This is a genomic window from Pontibacter amylolyticus (assembly GCF_014638845.1).
In the GTDB taxonomy this organism is placed as follows: Bacteria; Bacteroidota; Bacteroidia; order Cytophagales; family Hymenobacteraceae; genus Pontibacter; species Pontibacter amylolyticus.
Map to the genome: position 1 here is coordinate 39,222 of NZ_BMFP01000005.1, position 15,975 is coordinate 55,196.

Sequence of the window (15,975 nt, forward strand, 5' to 3'; positions counted from 1 at the left end):
TTTTCAAATCTTTTTGGTTCGCGAAATTAACATCAATTCAGCATGATGTATAGTATTATCAGAATAAATCCGAAAAGGGAGTAGGCGTAATAAGACTGCACCTTGCCATTCTGAAGTCCGCGCCCGAAACGGCCGAGCACTTTGGCCATCGCCCCAATCAGCCACACACTGCCATCCACTACCCAACTGTCAAACCATTTCACAATCTTGGAGAACACGACCAGCCATTTGCTCGCGTAGTCCAGGGTATAGTCGATCACGCGCTTGTCGAAGCGGTAGAGCATGCGGGCCATCCGCAGTAAGGGCCGTATAAACAGCTTGTCGTATACCCCGTCCAGGTAGTAATGGTGATACGTCAGCTTTGCCAGAGCACCGCGCGGCTGTTCCTGCAGCAGCGCTTCGCTGCTTCTTCCTCTATACCTGCCGAAGGCCAAGGCTATACCTCCTATTCCCAGCAAAGCAGAGAGCAGTCCGATCACCAGGTGCGTGCTTCCATTGGCGGCATCCTGCAACATTACAGCCTCTACCAGACTGCCGGCAAGCAAAGCGCCCTTCTGAGAAAGTTGCGTCAGGCTGATGCCCTGCATTACCCAGCTTCCGGTAAAGGACAGCGGATTAAGCGAAAAGAAGATGCCCAGCGACAACACTGCCAATAAGGCTACAGGTATAAGCATCACCCGCTCCATCTCCTGACCTGCCGAAAGTCGCAGCGCCCGCACATCAAATGGTAAACGGAACGAACCGAAGAACATGAACCACAGATGTCGCCCCATATAGTAAGCCGTGAGCAGCACGACTGTAAACCCGATTATCGGCACCATAAAGTACAGGAAGTTCCCATTGACCTGACTCATCGTCTGCGCCCAGGCCCAGCTTCCTGAAAGAATAGCATCTTTGGAAAGGAAACCTGAAAACAACGGCAAGCCCACCAGCGCGGCCGCGGCCAGCAGGTAGGTATAGAAGGTGAGCGGCATGGCCTTGCGCAGGCCACCCATGTTGCGGATATCCTGCGGGTCGATTTCAGCGGGCTGGTGCGTATGATGCAAGCCGCGGTGCATGGCGTGGATGATGATGCCGGCGTTTAGAAAAAGGGCCGCCTTGAAGAAAGCGTGCGTAGTCAGGTGGAAGAGCGAAGCATCGTGGGCGCCGGTGCCCATGCCCATTACCATATAACCCAGCTGAGAGATCGTAGAGAAGGCCAGCACCGCTTTAATGTCGTATTGCGTGAGCGCCGCCAGGGCGCCGAGTAGTGCCGTGATGGCGCCAATGATGGCGATGACGGTGAGGGCATCTACCGTAAAGAAAGCGTAGCAGCGGGCTACCAGGTATACGCCGGCCGCCACCATGGTCGCGGCGTGTATGAGCGAGGACACGGGCGTTGGACCCTGCATGGCATCGGGTAGCCATACCTGCAGCGGAAACTGCGCCGACTTGCCCACGCAGCCCATAAACAGTCCGAGTCCAGCCAGCGTCAGAAAAAGCGGACTTAACTCGACTGACCAAAACTGCCCCTCAAAGGTATAGCCTGTCACAAAGGACCCGTTCAGCCACTCCCCTGCCCCCATTAGCGTGCGCAAGGCCTCCAGGTCGAACGTCCGGAAATAGGTATAGAAGGCAAACAGACCTAGCAGCAGCCCGATATCGCCTACGCGGTTGACCATGAACGCTTTTTTGCTGGCCGCAATGGCAGCCGGACGCTCGTACCAGAAACCGATGAGCAGGTATGACGACAAGCCCACCAGCTCCCAGAACATAAAGAGCAGCAGCAGGTTATCGACCAGCACAATGCCCAGCATGCTGAAAGTGAAGAGGCCCAGGTAGGCAAAGTAGCGGCTATACCCTTTGTCGCCGTGCATATAGCCCACCGAAAAAAGCTGCACCAGTAGGGAGATAAACGTGACGATCACCAGCATCAGCACCGTCAGGTTGTCGAGCAGTATACCGGCTGTGAAATCGGCTATGAAGCTGGACGGCAGGCTAAACCAGACGGCCCGGCTGTGGTATACTTCTGTGTTCCAGGTTTGGGTAAAGAGGTAGATCGAGAGCGCAAAGGCAAGTGCGGTGGCACCAATCCCCAGCCAGTCGCCCTGCCGGGGCAGCTTTTTGCCCGCCAGGTATAGCAGCACAAAAGCCAGCAGCGGCAGCAGAAGCACTCCTACTGCCAGGGTGGTTTGGGGCGTGCCGGCCAATGGTTCAAGAAGTGCGGAAAGCTCCAAAATATAGGCTGTCTATGGGTTCGGTCTCAAAAAGAGGACACCCTGAGGTACCCCTCAGTTTCAGGGTGCCAATTTACATATATTGTTGCAATAATATAGCGCTTGATGGCACTGTATGGCTATGCATACTCCATATTTTTCAATTTCTGCAAACAATCATAATTCTATTTCGTTCTGTATGGTATTGTACCATCTAAACAAAATATGAACTATGGACACACAAGATCTTAAAAGAGACGCACAGGATTTGAAAAACAAAGCTGACAGAATCAACCCTCAGCATAAGGAGGGACCAGTAGCTGCGGCGATTGAAGACTATACCTCCCGCGTACCATCAGATGTATTCCTTTGGGCTGCGCTGGGCTCTATGGCCGTATCGGCGACACTGAAGATCATGAAGAAAGATGATGAAGCGCTGTTCGTAGGACAATGGGCTCCTTCTTTCTTACTGTTGGGCAACTACAATAAGATGATCAAGCTTATCGGCTACCAGAGCGACAAGTAAGAAGCGCCTGCTATAGTTTCGTGACGAGAAACAGAAAGAGGGAGCCCTGGCTCCCTCTTTCTGTTATATTTCTACGGTCACTTTACTGGGATTATAAACGACTTGTCAGTATTATTAAAATATGATTTAATGAAATTTATAAAGGATAGTTCAAAAATAATATTTTTTTTTGCCAACTGTACAAATTGTAGGTACAAATATACCTATCTTTGCACCGGCTAAAAGTTGAAGGTTGCCTCTCAGGCAATCCTTTGAAAAGCAGGGCTCCTCTCAAGGGAGCCTTCGCTTTTTATACGCCATACCTCACCCGGAAACGTGCCTGACAGCATGTCCCTGATGTGATAATCCGCTAAAAAGCTATAAGAAAATCGCTAGACCGGCTCTCCGGATGGTGCAGCGTTCAAGCTTTCCCTGGACTGCAAAGATGCACAGTATCTTTTCCGAAGATCTTGTACGCCATTCCAATCGATCACATCTTCTTCACTGCTGAGTTGCGCCAGGTTTTCTTTCACAGCGACATCCGAAATAAACATTCGGTCCTGGTAAAGGCCATTGGCATAGAAACGACAATAGGTACGTATTTCGTCCGCTTCTGTCAGTACAATCAAATCGCAAGACTGAAGCTTGCTGGTAAATAGAGAAAATTCATCCATAAGTGGCAATAGGTAATCTGAAAGCAAGGGGCAGCGAGTTTGGACGATATGCCTGCTCATAAAACAGCCCGGTATGCTTATTAACTTTGTGCATACGACAGTGTTTTAGAAAGGTTGTAAATCAATCCTCCATTTCGAAATTATTTTGAAGAACCTGTCCTAATACTCTCTAAAACGCTCCTGTTCATCAGCCAGTCTACAATTTTCATATTAGTACTTCTTCAAAAGAACATTTTCCACATCGATAAATCACCGCTGCTGCTGTCAATTGCCTGCACATCTTGCAATCCTACTGATCTTCAACTTGTTGAACAAAATTGTACTGCTACCGACCGTATCTAAATAAAACACCCAGGGCCACTACATAGCAGTGGCCCTGGGTGTTACTTTATAATCTGATAGGCCAGTTGAGCTTACCAGGCGGAATGTTACTTTTTGCCTTGTCCGTTAGGCACAGGGAAGCCGCGGTCGCGCATCAATGCGTCGATTTTGGCATCGCGGCCACGGAACATGCGGTAGGCTTCCGCCGGATCCATGGAGTTGCGTGGCGCAAACAGGTACTTCACCAGCTTGGCGGCAACGTCCTTGTCATAGAATCCACCTGGCGCTTCCGTGAAGGCCTCGGAGGCATCCGACGTCAGCACGTCGGCCCACATGTAACCATAGTAAGCAGTGGCATAACCCTCGCCGGAGAACACGTGTCCGAAGTGTGGTGAGCGGTGACGCATCACGATCTCTTTCGGCATACCTAGTTTAGCAAGGGTTTCTTTCTCAAACTTGTCCGGGTCCATGTTGTTCGGATCGGCCAGGTGGAAGTGCATGTCCATCAGGGCCGAGGCCAGGAACTCGGTCGTCTCGAAGCCCTGGTTGAACGTAGCGGCCTTCTCGATCTTGGCTACCAGCTCTTTCGGCATTGGCTCGCCGGTCTTGTAGTGCTTCAGGAACTGGTTGATCACTTTGTCGGTAGACAACCAGCGCTCCAGCAGCTGCGACTGGAACTCGGTGTAGTCGCGCACGCCGCTGTTGAGCGTCGGGTACTTCACGTTAGAGGCCAGGAAGTGCAGCGCGTGGCCGAACTCGTGGAAGAAGGTGGTCGCATCGTCCCACGACACCAGCACAGGCTCGCCCGGCGCTGGCTTCACGAAGTTAGAGTTGTTAGACGACAGCACGTTCTTCTTGCCATCGAAGGTAGTGTGGGCACGGTAGGTAGTCGCCCAGGCACCGGAGCGCTTGCCCTGACGCGCGAATGGGTCGAGGTACCAAAGGCCAATGTGCTCGCCAGTGGTCTTGTCCGTCACTTCCCATACCTTCACGTCCTCGTGGAATACGGGTACGGTTCCTTCCGGTACTGGTTTGAAGTTGAAGTTGAACAATTCACCTGCCGTGAAGAACATGGCCTGGGTCAGGTTGCCCAGTTCGAGGTAGTTCTTCACTTCGTCAGAGTCGAGGTCGTACTTGTCTTTGCGCACCTTCTCGGCGTAGTAGCGGTAGTCCCAGGGCTCAATGGTGATTTTGGTTTTGCTGGTGGCGTTCGCCAGTTTCTGCATGTCGGCCACCTCTTCGCGGGCGCGGGCGGTAGCGGCAGGCCATACGGCCATCATCAGCTCCATCGCCGCCTCTGGCGTTTTGGCCATGCGGTCCTGCAGGCGCCACTCGGCATAGTTGTCGTAACCCATCAGTCCTACACGCTCTTTGCGCAGCTTCAGGATGTTGACGATGTTCTGCTTGTTGTCGTTCGCGTCGTTGTTGTCGCCACGTGAGTAATAGTTCTTCCATACCTGCTCGCGCAAGCCGCGCTCGTCCGAGTAAGTCAGGAACTGGTCCATAGAAGAACGGGTGTTGGTGACGGCATACTGGCCCGGCTTGCCACGGTCAGCGGCAGCTTTGGCGGCGGCTTTCACAAACGACTCCGGCAAACCGCTCAGCTGGTCTTTGGTGAAGTATACCACATATTTCTCCTCGTCAGCCAGGATGTTGTTGCCAAAAGCGGTGTACAGCGAAGAAAGCTCCTTGTTGATGGCAGCGTAGCGCTGTTTCTTTTCCGGGCTCAAATCAGCACCTTCCATGGCGAAATTCTTGTAGATGAGCTCCACCACACGCTGCTGGTCAGCTGGCAGCGGGTTCTTCTGCGAGTTTTCGTACACGGTTTTGATGCGCTGGAACAGCTTCTCGTTCTGAGAGATCTTCGAGCTGAACTCAGAGATCTTCGGGGCCAGTTCCTTTTGGATCTCGCGGAACTCCGGCGTAGACATGTTGCTACCCCAGATGCCGTAGTAGGTGAACACGCGGTTCAGCTCTTCACCCGCTCTTTCCATCTCCTCGATCGTGTTCTCGAAGGTGGCAGGCTGCGTGTTGTTAGCGATCGCCTCGATCTCAGCCAGGTTCAGGGCCATGGCCTTCTCCATCGCTGGCTTCAGGTCGGCCAGGTTCATCTTGTCGAAGGCGGGAACGCCCTGGTAAGGGCCGCTCCACTCCTGCAGAAGCACGTTGGTTTCCGCCTGCTTCTGCTCGGTGGCCGCCTGGGTGTCCTGTGTCTGTGGCGTTTGCACCGAAGTACAGCTTGCCAGCGCGAGCAGGGCCACAATGCCGGATACCTTACCGGCCGATATGATCTGTTCTTTCATAGAATGTTAAAGTGAATGATAAATTTCAGCACAAGTTACAAAAAATAGGCCAAACGCCCCAATAAGCAATTTTAAGGTGGCCTGCTATACCTGAAACGCCCTTTGCAAACGTTTAGAAAGTATACTTCCTGCCGGGCGGCAAAATCATGAGCCCGCTCGTATAGAAAGAACAGCATACCCCTTTTATCATGCAAGATTCCCCCCTTAAAGACAAAGTGGCTTTACGCAAGCTTTACGATTCTGTGCTGCCCGAACTGGCGCAGCATATCCATCAGCATCTGGCGGACGTGATCCCGCTATTTCACGACTTCAAATTAGAGAAACTGGTAGACACCTGGACGCGCGAACCGGGCTCCGACGCCACCACCGAGATCAGCCTCGACAAGGGAAATGTGAACCAGATGGGCCTACGCTTACGCCTGGAAGGCTTCCAGCGGGTGGGCGCCGACAACTTCGACCTGACCAAAGACCTGCTCTTTAAGCTGGACCGCAACTTTTACACCATCGGCCCGAACCAGGACAACGTATGGCTGGAGAAGGAGTACCTGCAAAGCTGGGATAATGCCGACTACGAACTTGTGGCCGAGAAGTGGACCGAGCAGCTGATAGACGACCTGACCCAGCGACTGGAGAAATTAACGCTATGAAAAAACAAGCCCGTTTTCCCGGCTCCGCCTTCCTGCTTGCCCTGCTCACGACTGTGTGCCTCAGCGGCTGCCACGCCTGCCAGGCCCAGCAGCAGGAGAGTGGAACTAAGGACGGCTATACCTACAAAAGCCCCTCATCCGGAGGCACCGGCAAGGTATACATGGGGCGGGAAATCGCCGCGATCATGACGGCTACCGGCGGCAACTGGCTGGACCGCGACACACGGCAGGAAGAAGAAAACTCTACCCGCACGATAGCCAACATGAACCTGCAGCCCAACACCGTAGTCGCCGACATTGGGGCCGGCACGGGTTTCTATACCTTCCAGATAGCGCCTAAGGTACCGGAAGGCAAGGTATACGCCGTGGAAGTGCAGGACCGGTTTATCAAGACACTCGAGTCCCGCCGGGAGAAAGAGGGGGCCACCCATGTGACCGTCGTGAAGGGAGACAGTATGCAGGTCAACCTGTCCGCGGGCGCGATCGACATCGCCCTGATGGTGGACGTATACCACGAACTGGCCTATCCAATGGAGATACTCAGATCCATACACCAGGCTTTGAAGCCGGACGGCAAACTCCTGCTGCTCGAGTACAAGGCCGAGGACCCGGATGTCCGGATCAGGGCCCTGCACAAGATGACCAAAGAGCAGATCAGAAAGGAGCTGGAGGCCAATGGCTTTCGCCTGCAACGCCAGGAGGATTTCCTGCCAATCCAGCATTTTATGCTGTTTGAGAAGGTGGAGGAGGCTGGTGGTTAATGATTGTAGTGGGTTTTACAGTATCCCTATACCTTATTCCAACAGATAAATCTTTCAAAATCTGCACCTTAAATCATAACAACTTACGTAGTATAAGGTATAGCTGTAAAAATTGGAGTTTATGCATACAACCATATTCAAATTTGAGGAGGGAAGTCCGTATGTGGGGAGTCACCGACCCGTTGGACTGGAAATTCATGAGCGACTGATGTGGCAGGTCAGGCGTCTGCATCGACAAGACATGCAAAAGGCTGGCTGGGAGCTGATCATCTACACGCCTATACCTGCCTACCTGGACAAGCCCGCCACCATCGAAGTGTACTGGGATTACGACAACCCTGAGGAGTCCTGCAGTGATTAATACAGCATCTACACCCGAATACCCTTACCACAGCCCGAATCTCAGCTTTTTTAACACCCACACACTGGCTGGCAGATTGGAGATGATATGGGCCCATGGGACTTTCCTGGCTGAACGGGGCCGTCGCGGCTACCGCATCCAGCTGTACGACATGGGCGATTTCTTTGCGGAGGTATGGAGCAACCCGGAGACCCACATCGTTGGGCTGATCAGGGGGCTGGCCTCAAAGCGTGCCCTCGAACCCTACACGACTAAAATCAACCTGCTGGATATGATGTGCTGGTAAGGTTTTTACGCTATTTTTGAAGCGTGAACTCTGTTAAGCTCAGCTCTTATTGCCGCCTCTATGCTTTTTCGGATTACCGCAGCATGAAGTCCGCCCTCCCCTACATGCGCCGGGTGGTGCTTGCCAAGGCGCTGACCGAAGTCGAAGAGTCCGACGCGCGGCGCGTCGTGCTGCACCTGCCAGGCAGCGGGTTCCTGAACTACCTTCGGCCGCTGGGCGGTCGGCAGACCCAAGCGACAGGTATAGCTTCTCTCATTACAGCACTTCAGCTACTCTATAAGCAGAACGGCTTCTCAGCCAGGTATATCGTGGTGGAGCGGAGCTAGTCCCAATTTAAAGGATGCAGCGCCCATCCATAACAATTCGTTAATGGCACACCGTTGCGGGAGCAAAGCTTTAATCGTAATATTGCAATCATAAAATCATTTCAGCTTCCGAACAAACCTACGAAAGCATACCTGATTTTTACTTTGCGTAGTTGACTTAGCTCCATTCCTAACCTCGACACCCATGACCCAGATAGCCCTTTTCAGCGATATACACGCCAACCTGCCTGCCCTGGAGGCTTTTTTTGCAGATGTGGAGGCCCGCCAGCCTGATTTCATGTACTGCCTCGGCGACCTGGTGGGGTACAATATCTGGCCAAACGAAGTGATCGATGAAATCCGCAAACGCAACATCCCGACCATAGCGGGCAATTACGATTTCGGCATAGGCCGGGAAAGCGACGACTGCGGTTGCGCTTATAAAACAGAAGAGGAAAAGGCCAATGGCGCCGTCTCGATCGCCTTCACAAACAAGATCATCAAGCCTGCGCAGCGCCGCTACCTACGCACCCTGCCGGCGCATATCAGAGTGGAGTTTCAATTGAATAACGACAAGCTCAACCTCTTGCTGGTGCATGGCAGCCCCCGCAAGATCAACGAATACCTGTTCGAAGACCGCGACGAGAAGAGCCTGCTGCGCATTATGAAAGAGGCGGATGCCGACATCATGTGCTTCGGGCACACGCACAAACCCTACCACCGCATCCTCCACAGCAGCGAAGGCGATCAGCCCCACTTCCGACATGCGATCAACATCGGTTCGGTGGGCAAACCCAAAGACGCTGACAACCGCGGCGGCTACGTGATGCTGACCATTGATGAGCAGAGCTCTGTGCTGAACAAAGACAGTATAGAAGTGGAGTTCATCCGTTTCGCCTATGACGTGGAGAAAGTGGCCAGAGCGGTAGAAGCTTCTGAACTGCCAAACGCTTATGCTGAAAACTTGCGCAAAGGCTGCTAGATATAATTACAAAGTCATCTCACCTCAGCACGGCAGCTGACTGCGTTTATCGCAAACCCGGGACAGGGACACGGCTAAAAATCGGTGCCCTGGTTCTTTGCAGGGCTTGATGCTGTGGGATTATGAAAAGACTTCCTTAAAAAATGATCGTGAAGGTCGTGCCCTCATGCAGAACGCTGTCTACTTTGATTTTTCCCTGCACACTGTCTACCATCCTTTTCACGATATAGAGGCCGATGCCACTGCCTTCTACATGGTTGTGAAAGCGTTTGAACATCGTAAACACACCCTTCTCCTTGCCGGCAGGTATGCCTAATCCGTTGTCCTGCACCGACAGGTAGGACTTGCCGCCATGCTTCTCGAGCTTAACAGTGATCTTTGGCGTTCTGTCAGGAGAGCGGTATTTAATGGCGTTGCTGATCAGGTTGCCCAGAATACTCTTGAGGTTCTTTTTAGAGAAACCGGCAACCATGCTGTCAGCCGCGCTGATGTCAAGCTGCGCACCGGATTTTGAGATCATACTCTGCAAATCCTGTTTAACGTCTTCAATCACCGCATACAGGTCAAGCTCCTCCGACTTTTCATCTGCACTCACTTTGTCAATTTCCACAAGGGTGGTCAGGTCTTTGATTGTGGTGGAGAACCGATTGAGCGATATCTTCATCAGATCGGTGATTTGCCTGATCTCCGCCCTGTCTAAGTTTTCTTTCGAAACAGAATCAGAAAGCAAATCAATAAGCCCTTTGATGTTGGCGACGGGCGATTTGAGGTCGTGCGAGGCAGTGTATACAAAGTTGTCGAGGTCGAAATTGGCACGGGCCAGGCCCCTATTTTCCTGCTGCAGCTCAGTCGAGAACTTATGGCTGCGCTCCAGTAAATCCAGGCTCTGTAAATGAAAGGCCAGCAGGTCAGCGAACATTTTGAAGGTGTTGATTACCCTGGAGTTGTTCACAGAAGCCGGCTTGGAATCGATGGCACAGAGCGTACCGAAGAACTCGCCGTTTTTGAGGATGATAGGTATAGAGATGTAACTCTGCAGTCCGTAGGTCTTGGGGGTATGGTGGTCTTTGTAAAGCGGGTCTTCTGCCACATTATCGATTACGATCGGGTTGCGGTGCGCCCTTATCTCGTTGCAAAGGGTGGTTTCGATCTGTAGTTCTCCGCCTATCTCCAGGCCAAAGTTCACTTCGTCGCGCACGCTGCAGGCCAGCCATCTGTCTTCTGTTACGCGTGCGACTGCCGCAAACCCCATTCCGGTGGTCTGGCAAATAACTTCGAGCATCGTTGGAACGATCGGAATCTGCCTGATGGCTTCCAGGTCTTTCAATAGCTCGTCTTGGGTTTCAATCATTAGAGAGGGATCATTTCAGAATCGCATCGTCATGCAATCTGTAAGCTGCTGTTCATTGTATGTTTAAACATACTAAGAAATGTGCAAAAAGTAAAATTCTCGCCCCTAAAAATGCACTTCCTCTGCCCTTTGCTTACCCAGACTGACATGATTGCCCGGCCGCCAGTGAGCAGAACAGCCGGGCAACCTGTCATAGCCTTAGCGGGTGACCTGTCCCCGTAGTTCCCCGTTAGGGTATTGGTCGCTGTGTATGTTAACGTACCACTCTCCGGCAAGCAGTTCTGCCTCCTGTGCGGCTGTGAGCGGGGAAGTGGATCTCGTCATCGGGCTCACATAGGGGTTGGCGCTGGAGTAAGGGTCGTTGCTGGTGCCAGGGTTGATCGGTACTGTAACCGGACCGGCTACACCTACCCCGCCCTTGTGAAAGTGCATGGCAGTTGGTGTGATTCCCTGAAAGGAGATGGTATAGCTCAGCACTTTGGTATCCATGTTATAGGTGCCCTTGAAGGTTCCCGTCGCCTGGGTAGTGACGGGCGGCACCTCATTGGCACCGGTCAGCGCCACCTCCTTAAGAGCCACAATTTCATCGCCCGGTATCACGGTGTTGTCATCGTCGTCGTCATCACAGGCGGTCATCATAAAGGACAGGCTCAGCAGCGCGCCGAGTAGTATTCCGAAATTGATTCGATAGGTTTTCATCTTCATTAAAAATTAAGGAGAATTGATTCAAAAAGTTAAAGCATAGAGATTCTTCCTGACGCAGCCTGAGCCGTGCCATATCGTGGTGTGTAAAGCTCCCGCAAGAGTCTGACGGTGTTATCTTAATGTAAAGCCGGCTGTAAAAAACACCCCTGCACTGGTGAGCTTCACTCGCCCTTCGCCAATACTTGCCAGCGGTATTTTGACGAATGGCTCTGCTCCGATCGTGATGGCAGGAGACAGTTGACGCGTATAGCCTACAGACAGATTCTGTATCCCGAACCAGTGCCTGTTCTCGTTAGAGAATTCACGGGTGTTGCGGTAGGGCTCTCTTCCAGAGTAGTAGTAGGTATAGGTATATTCCTCGTTAAGCATCAGGTAGCTGGACAGCCCCGCCTGCACCGAAAGCATGTTCCTGCCCCAGCCCAGCACCTGGTACTGCAGATTGACAGGTATATCCAGCACCCTGCATGTTGCAGCTATCACATCGGGTTGCCGTTTGCCGTCCCAATAGTCCGGGGAGGGCTTGTAGTCTGCGGGTGTGGCCTGGTATAGTTTGTTCGCCCACACCGCGCCCGTCACCAGACTCAGCCTCCGGGTAATGGGCACACTCAGCAGCACACCCGCATTGGCACTCACCGCATCCGGATCTTTGAAGCGAACGGTGGTGATATCAGGGGCCGCAACCAGCGTCACGGTGATGCTGCGCAGGAACCCCCGCTCTCCTATCGCCTCTGGCTGGCCGCTGTCGGCAGGTATAGAAGTAGTGTCAGGTATAGGCAGTGCCGCTTCCTGCCGGGCTATACCTGCAACCGCCTGCGGTGGGTCCTGTCGAGTTACCGGTATTACAGTCACTACAGTTTGCAAAGGCTCCTCTATCCTGGCTGCCCGGCCGGCAGGTATAGCAGTGCCGGGTATAGCACGGTGCTCAGGTATAGCACGGCGTTCCCGTCCGGTTTTCTTTGCAAGTCGGACTCCGTAGCCTGGCTGCACGGCAGGGTATGGCGCAGCGGGTGATTCAGACTCCGGTAAGGCAGTAGGCGCTCCTCCTTCGGTGCGATCAGGTATAGCATCAGGTATAGCAGCTACTCCTGGAGCTTGCCTTCCTGCTTGTTCTGCAGGTATAGCAACCGTTTCCCGACGTGGGGCTTCTCTTTCCCTCAGCTTCCAGACAAGGCCTACCGTCACCAGCAGGGCCAGCAGCACGATGGGCAGCAAGCGTCTTATACCTGCCCAGCCGCCCTGCGGCCCGTCCAGTTTGCGTTCCATCGCCGCCCACGCCTCCTCATCGAAGGGCGGCTCGTATTGGTCGGCTGATTTCCTGAACAGGCGGTCCAGCTCCTCGTCAGACATATTGTTTGCGTTCATCGATTTTGCTTCTTTGTAATGCCTCCCGCAAATTTGCCCGCGCCTTGGCCAGGTTCGACTTCGACGTGCCCACTGCTATACCCAGCGTTTCGGCTATCTCTTCGTGGGTATAGCCGTCTATGGCATACAGGTTGAAAACAGCCCGGTAGGCCGGCGACAGCTGCTGCACCAGTGAGATCAGGTACTCGTAGTTGAGCTGCTGCTCCACATCGAACGGATCGGAAGGCGGCTCTGCTTTGTCGATGTCCTGCAGGTTATAGTTCTTCAGGTTATGCCGGTAGTTGTCCAGCGCTGTGTTGATCATGATCCGCCGCAGCCAGCCTTTGAACGGCTTGGGCGGATGGTACTGATCCAGCCTAGTGAACACCTTCATAAACCCGTCGTTCAGCACATCCTTTGCTTCTTCGGCATCCTGCGAGTAGCGGACGCATACACTCATGGCATACCCGAAGAAGAGCCGGTAAAGCTCTCTCTGTGCCCCGCGGTCCTGTTTCAGACACTGGCGTAGCAGCTCATCCAATACTTCGCCTTCTGTTTTGCTCACTGTTCCAGAATTTGCGCTCCCATCACGGACCAATTCTTAAAAGGGTTGCCTCAGGATTGAAAAATAATCGGTATACCACACCTGTGTTTTACGTTTATAAGCAATTGTTAATCAGGACACAACACAAATAACTAAAGTGAAACCACAGAGGCTGAAGCCGTAATGGGTGAGCTATTCGATAGGCATAAAAAATCCCTGCCGCTTTTCAGCGGCAGGGATCATACGCTCCGTGGAGCCTGGGTGGTTGTATCTTTAAAGAAGCCTGGCTATACCTGAAAATAGTAGGCCCTGACCAGGGCGATGACGGCGACCAGCAGAAAGATGGTGTTGAGCACATAGCTGGCATGCGCCTTTTTGGTGAGGCCGTAAAAGATCAGCAGCAGGCACCCGATGATGTTCATACCCAGGTACTCTACCGACTGCCCATGCGTGAGGCCCATGCTGTTCAGGCTGAAGGCCGCAAGCGAGAAGAACGCCCCTCCCCACCCGACTGCCTCTCCCATGTATTTGCGTAGTATGTCCATCGTTTAATTCACAATTAATGATAATTGCAAAGTAAACAGGTGAAAATGGGCTAAAAAATGCTTTTATTCGCTTGACTAATGCAAAAAACGAATCAAAGCGGATGGAGCTACAGCAGATCAGGTATTTTTTGGCACTGGCGCAGGAACTACACTTCTGGAACACGGCCGAGCGCATGTTCATCACACAGTCTGCCCTCAGCCGGCAGATCAAAGCCTTGGAAATAGAACTGGGTGTGCAGTTGTTCGAGCGAAACAAGCGGAGCGTGAAGCTGACAGAGGCAGGCGCGTTTTTGCGGGATCAGTGGGCGCCGCTGCTCGATGAGATAAACCGGGTGCACCTGCAGGCGCGCAAAATACACGAGGGCGCGTTCGGTACCGTTCGGATCGGGTACCCGGGCTCTATCGCCTATGGCTTCATGCCGGACCTGATCACCAGTATTTCCAAAGCACTGCCGGAGCTGAAGGTGGACCTGGTGGAGCCGACCGACATCAGCTTTGAGCAGTTGCTGCTCAGCTACCAGATGGACATCGCCTTCCGGCGCGACCCGGCCGAAAACCCGGCGTTGCAGTCGGAGTGGCTTTACTCGGAGCCGTACGCGCTGGTCGTGCCCGAAAGCCACCGCCTCACCGGGCAGAACTTCACAGGTATGCAGGATCTGAAAAATGACAAGTTCATCCTGTCGAACCTCGCACAGACGACCTACTATACCGCAGGCCTTCGCCAGATCTTCGAAGACTACCGCATCACGCCGGATGTGCGCATCGAAACCGACTTCGGGGGCATGGTGCTGGGGCTGGTGTCCAAGGGGCTGGGCGTCACGATTCTGCCTTACTCCTATTCGTTTGGCAACCTGCCCAATGTGCGCTTCATCCCCCTGCCTTACAGCACAAACCTGTATGTGACCTGGCGGAGAAGCGACTACAGCCCTGTGCTGAAGAACATCCTGAAGCTGGTGTCCGAAACGGCTGCCAGGTATGCTGCAAAGGGAAGCTGAGGCTTAGTGCGCCACTTTCTCGGCGGGTTTTTTGAATAGCCTTTTACCTAAGTTGAGCACCTGCGCGATGACAGCGCCAAGCAGTAAGCCGCCCAGGGCCAGCACCAGCACTTTTACAAACCAGGCAAGCGCAGGTATACCGGCAAAGGGACCTTCCAGCACCTCCAGCGGAAGGTGCAGGCCATGCGCGATGATCTCAGCACCCACCCACAGCATGGCCGCTGTACCCACGTAGCCTAGTATCACAAGGAAATTCGGCATGGACTTCACTATGCCGCGCCCGATCTTTTGGGTGGTCGGGTGAAATTTATCCTGGGCCATGTGCACCCCGATGTCGTCTGCTTTCACAATCAGGGCCACAAAGCCATACACAGCGATGGTAATAAAGATCGCCACGACAATCAACACCACGATCTGGTTCATTATCGGACTTGCAGCCACGGTGGCGTAAGCGATGGCCATGATCTCTGCTGAAAGGATAAAGTCTGTGCGCACGGCACTGCCTACCCGTTCTTTTTCCAATTCCTCCGGGGTGATCACTTTCATATCCGCTGTCGGTTCATCGGTAGGTTCGTGGCTTTTGCTGAACATGGAGTGTACCTTTTCATAGCCCTCGAAGCACAGGTAGGCACCGCCCAGCATCAGGATGTAAGGTATAACCGCCGGCGCAAAATAGCCGAGCACCAGCGCGGCCGGCCCCAGATAGATCGCTTTGTTGATGAGTGATTTTTTGGCGATCTGGTAGATGATGGAGAGTTCGCGTTTCGGATCGAGGCCCACCACATACTTCGGCGTCACGGCCGTGTCGTCGATCACGATGCCAGACACTTTGCCGGTCGTTTTTGCCACCTGCGTGGGTACGTCATCCAAGCTTGCCGCGCTTACTTTCACCAGCGCCGCCACATCATCCAATAGTGCGAGAAGACCTGTCGCCATTCGTTATTCTTTAGTTTAAGGTATAATTCTTTTGTGTTGCCTACTCTGTACGGATTACGTGCGGGAGCAGTCTTTTACACGATCCTAATTTAAGAGAAAGATTTGGGAATATGGCAGGAGGCGCAGGTCAGACAGGAAAAATTGTATGTAATATTATTCACCATTAAAACACAAACTGCCTTTAGCTATAATCTGACTTCAAGCTGGCTTACCTGATG

General features: G+C 53.0%; 17 protein-coding genes. 8 read left to right on the top strand and 9 right to left on the bottom strand.

Annotation, left to right across the window (positions count from 1 at the left end):
- Positions 1 to 32: 32 nt before the first annotated feature.
- Positions 33 to 2,216: an NADH-quinone oxidoreductase subunit L gene (gene nuoL, locus IEV97_RS13145; protein ID WP_188501949.1), complete on the bottom strand. Its 2,184-nt coding sequence runs from the start codon at positions 2,214 to 2,216 to the stop codon at positions 33 to 35.
- Between the two features lie 211 nt (positions 2,217 to 2,427).
- Here nuoL and IEV97_RS13150 point away from each other — a divergent pair, with 211 nt between their 5' ends.
- Positions 2,428 to 2,721 (top strand): hypothetical protein, encoded by a 294-nt coding sequence (locus IEV97_RS13150; protein ID WP_188501950.1) that lies wholly within the window; start codon positions 2,428 to 2,430, stop codon positions 2,719 to 2,721.
- Positions 2,722 to 3,092: 371 nt separating this feature from the next.
- Here the strand turns inward: IEV97_RS13150 and IEV97_RS13155 are convergent, their stop codons facing one another.
- Positions 3,093 to 3,374: a hypothetical protein gene (locus tag IEV97_RS13155; protein ID WP_188501951.1), complete on the bottom strand. Its 282-nt coding sequence runs from the start codon at positions 3,372 to 3,374 to the stop codon at positions 3,093 to 3,095.
- Between the two features lie 428 nt (positions 3,375 to 3,802).
- Positions 3,803 to 5,998 carry a M3 family metallopeptidase gene (locus IEV97_RS13160; protein ID WP_188501952.1) on the bottom strand — a complete coding sequence of 732 codons (2,196 nt, stop codon included), beginning with the start codon at positions 5,996 to 5,998 and terminating at the stop codon, positions 3,803 to 3,805.
- A gap of 188 nt (positions 5,999 to 6,186) precedes the next feature.
- Here IEV97_RS13160 and IEV97_RS13165 point away from each other — a divergent pair, with 188 nt between their 5' ends.
- The 6 genes from IEV97_RS13165 to IEV97_RS13190 all read left to right on the top strand — a co-directional run bounded on the left by IEV97_RS13165 (position 6,187) and on the right by IEV97_RS13190 (position 9,340).
- Entirely contained in the window at positions 6,187 to 6,645 is a 459-nt protein-coding gene (locus IEV97_RS13165) for a hypothetical protein (protein WP_188501953.1), read from the top strand.
- Positions 6,642 to 7,406 carry a class I SAM-dependent methyltransferase gene (locus IEV97_RS13170; RefSeq protein ID WP_188501954.1) on the top strand — a complete coding sequence of 255 codons (765 nt, stop codon included), beginning with the start codon at positions 6,642 to 6,644 and terminating at the stop codon, positions 7,404 to 7,406. Before IEV97_RS13165 ends, IEV97_RS13170 begins: the two co-directional genes overlap by 4 nt.
- A gap of 121 nt (positions 7,407 to 7,527) precedes the next feature.
- Positions 7,528 to 7,767 carry a hypothetical protein gene (locus IEV97_RS13175; RefSeq protein ID WP_188501955.1) on the top strand — a complete coding sequence of 80 codons (240 nt, stop codon included), beginning with the start codon at positions 7,528 to 7,530 and terminating at the stop codon, positions 7,765 to 7,767.
- The gene (locus tag IEV97_RS13180) at positions 7,760 to 8,053 is read left to right on the top strand and encodes a hypothetical protein (protein WP_188501956.1); all 294 of its coding nucleotides are present in this window, start codon (positions 7,760 to 7,762) and stop codon (positions 8,051 to 8,053) included. The genes IEV97_RS13175 and IEV97_RS13180 overlap by 8 nt, the downstream gene beginning before the upstream one ends.
- A 23-nt stretch (positions 8,054 to 8,076) precedes the next feature.
- Entirely contained in the window at positions 8,077 to 8,379 is a 303-nt protein-coding gene (locus IEV97_RS13185) for a hypothetical protein (RefSeq protein WP_188501957.1), read from the top strand.
- A gap of 184 nt (positions 8,380 to 8,563) precedes the next feature.
- Positions 8,564 to 9,340, top strand: coding sequence for a metallophosphoesterase family protein (locus tag IEV97_RS13190; protein WP_188501958.1), 777 nt, complete (start codon positions 8,564 to 8,566; stop codon positions 9,338 to 9,340).
- 136 nt (positions 9,341 to 9,476) lie between these two features.
- Here the strand turns inward: IEV97_RS13190 and IEV97_RS13195 are convergent, their stop codons facing one another.
- The 5 genes from IEV97_RS13195 to IEV97_RS13215 form a co-directional block, all read right to left on the bottom strand.
- Positions 9,477 to 10,691: a sensor histidine kinase gene (locus tag IEV97_RS13195; protein ID WP_188501959.1), complete on the bottom strand. Its 1,215-nt coding sequence runs from the start codon at positions 10,689 to 10,691 to the stop codon at positions 9,477 to 9,479.
- Between the two features lie 198 nt (positions 10,692 to 10,889).
- Complete coding sequence (locus tag IEV97_RS13200; protein WP_188501960.1) at positions 10,890 to 11,390, bottom strand: CHRD domain-containing protein; 501 nt, start codon at positions 11,388 to 11,390, stop codon at positions 10,890 to 10,892.
- Between the two features lie 117 nt (positions 11,391 to 11,507).
- Entirely contained in the window at positions 11,508 to 12,758 is a 1,251-nt protein-coding gene (locus IEV97_RS13205; protein WP_188501961.1) for a hypothetical protein, read from the bottom strand.
- Positions 12,736 to 13,302, bottom strand: a complete 567-nt coding sequence (locus tag IEV97_RS13210) for an RNA polymerase sigma factor (RefSeq protein WP_188501962.1) — start codon at positions 13,300 to 13,302, stop codon at positions 12,736 to 12,738. Before IEV97_RS13210 ends, IEV97_RS13205 begins: the two co-directional genes overlap by 23 nt.
- Positions 13,303 to 13,568: 266 nt before the next feature.
- Positions 13,569 to 13,826, bottom strand: coding sequence for a CBU_0592 family membrane protein (locus tag IEV97_RS13215; protein ID WP_188501963.1), 258 nt, complete (start codon positions 13,824 to 13,826; stop codon positions 13,569 to 13,571).
- 101 nt (positions 13,827 to 13,927) lie between these two features.
- On the opposite strand from IEV97_RS13215, the gene IEV97_RS13220 reads away from it, so the two are divergent.
- The gene (locus tag IEV97_RS13220) at positions 13,928 to 14,821 is read left to right on the top strand and encodes a LysR family transcriptional regulator (protein WP_188501964.1); all 894 of its coding nucleotides are present in this window, start codon (positions 13,928 to 13,930) and stop codon (positions 14,819 to 14,821) included.
- A 3-nt stretch (positions 14,822 to 14,824) separates the two neighbouring features.
- Here IEV97_RS13220 and IEV97_RS13225 read toward each other — a convergent pair whose 3' ends face one another.
- Positions 14,825 to 15,757 carry a DUF808 domain-containing protein gene (locus IEV97_RS13225; RefSeq protein WP_188501965.1) on the bottom strand — a complete coding sequence of 311 codons (933 nt, stop codon included), beginning with the start codon at positions 15,755 to 15,757 and terminating at the stop codon, positions 14,825 to 14,827.
- Between the last annotated feature and the right edge of the window lie 218 nt (positions 15,758 to 15,975).

Coding starts and splice junctions, on each gene's coding strand:
- IEV97_RS13150 (WP_188501950.1), top strand. CDS start 2,428: ATGGACACACAAGATCTTAAAAGAGACGCACAGGATTTGAAAAACAAA.
- IEV97_RS13155 (WP_188501951.1), bottom strand. CDS start 3,374: ATGGATGAATTTTCTCTATTTACCAGCAAGCTTCAGTCTTGCGATTTG.
- IEV97_RS13160 (WP_188501952.1), bottom strand. CDS start 5,998: ATGAAAGAACAGATCATATCGGCCGGTAAGGTATCCGGCATTGTGGCC.
- IEV97_RS13165 (WP_188501953.1), top strand. CDS start 6,187: ATGCAAGATTCCCCCCTTAAAGACAAAGTGGCTTTACGCAAGCTTTAC.
- IEV97_RS13170 (WP_188501954.1), top strand. CDS start 6,642: ATGAAAAAACAAGCCCGTTTTCCCGGCTCCGCCTTCCTGCTTGCCCTG.
- IEV97_RS13175 (WP_188501955.1), top strand. CDS start 7,528: ATGCATACAACCATATTCAAATTTGAGGAGGGAAGTCCGTATGTGGGG.
- IEV97_RS13190 (WP_188501958.1), top strand. CDS start 8,564: ATGACCCAGATAGCCCTTTTCAGCGATATACACGCCAACCTGCCTGCC.
- IEV97_RS13195 (WP_188501959.1), bottom strand. CDS start 10,691: ATGATTGAAACCCAAGACGAGCTATTGAAAGACCTGGAAGCCATCAGG.
- IEV97_RS13200 (WP_188501960.1), bottom strand. CDS start 11,390: ATGAAAACCTATCGAATCAATTTCGGAATACTACTCGGCGCGCTGCTG.
- IEV97_RS13205 (WP_188501961.1), bottom strand. CDS start 12,758: ATGAACGCAAACAATATGTCTGACGAGGAGCTGGACCGCCTGTTCAGG.
- IEV97_RS13215 (WP_188501963.1), bottom strand. CDS start 13,826: ATGGACATACTACGCAAATACATGGGAGAGGCAGTCGGGTGGGGAGGG.
- IEV97_RS13220 (WP_188501964.1), top strand. CDS start 13,928: ATGGAGCTACAGCAGATCAGGTATTTTTTGGCACTGGCGCAGGAACTA.
- IEV97_RS13225 (WP_188501965.1), bottom strand. CDS start 15,757: ATGGCGACAGGTCTTCTCGCACTATTGGATGATGTGGCGGCGCTGGTG.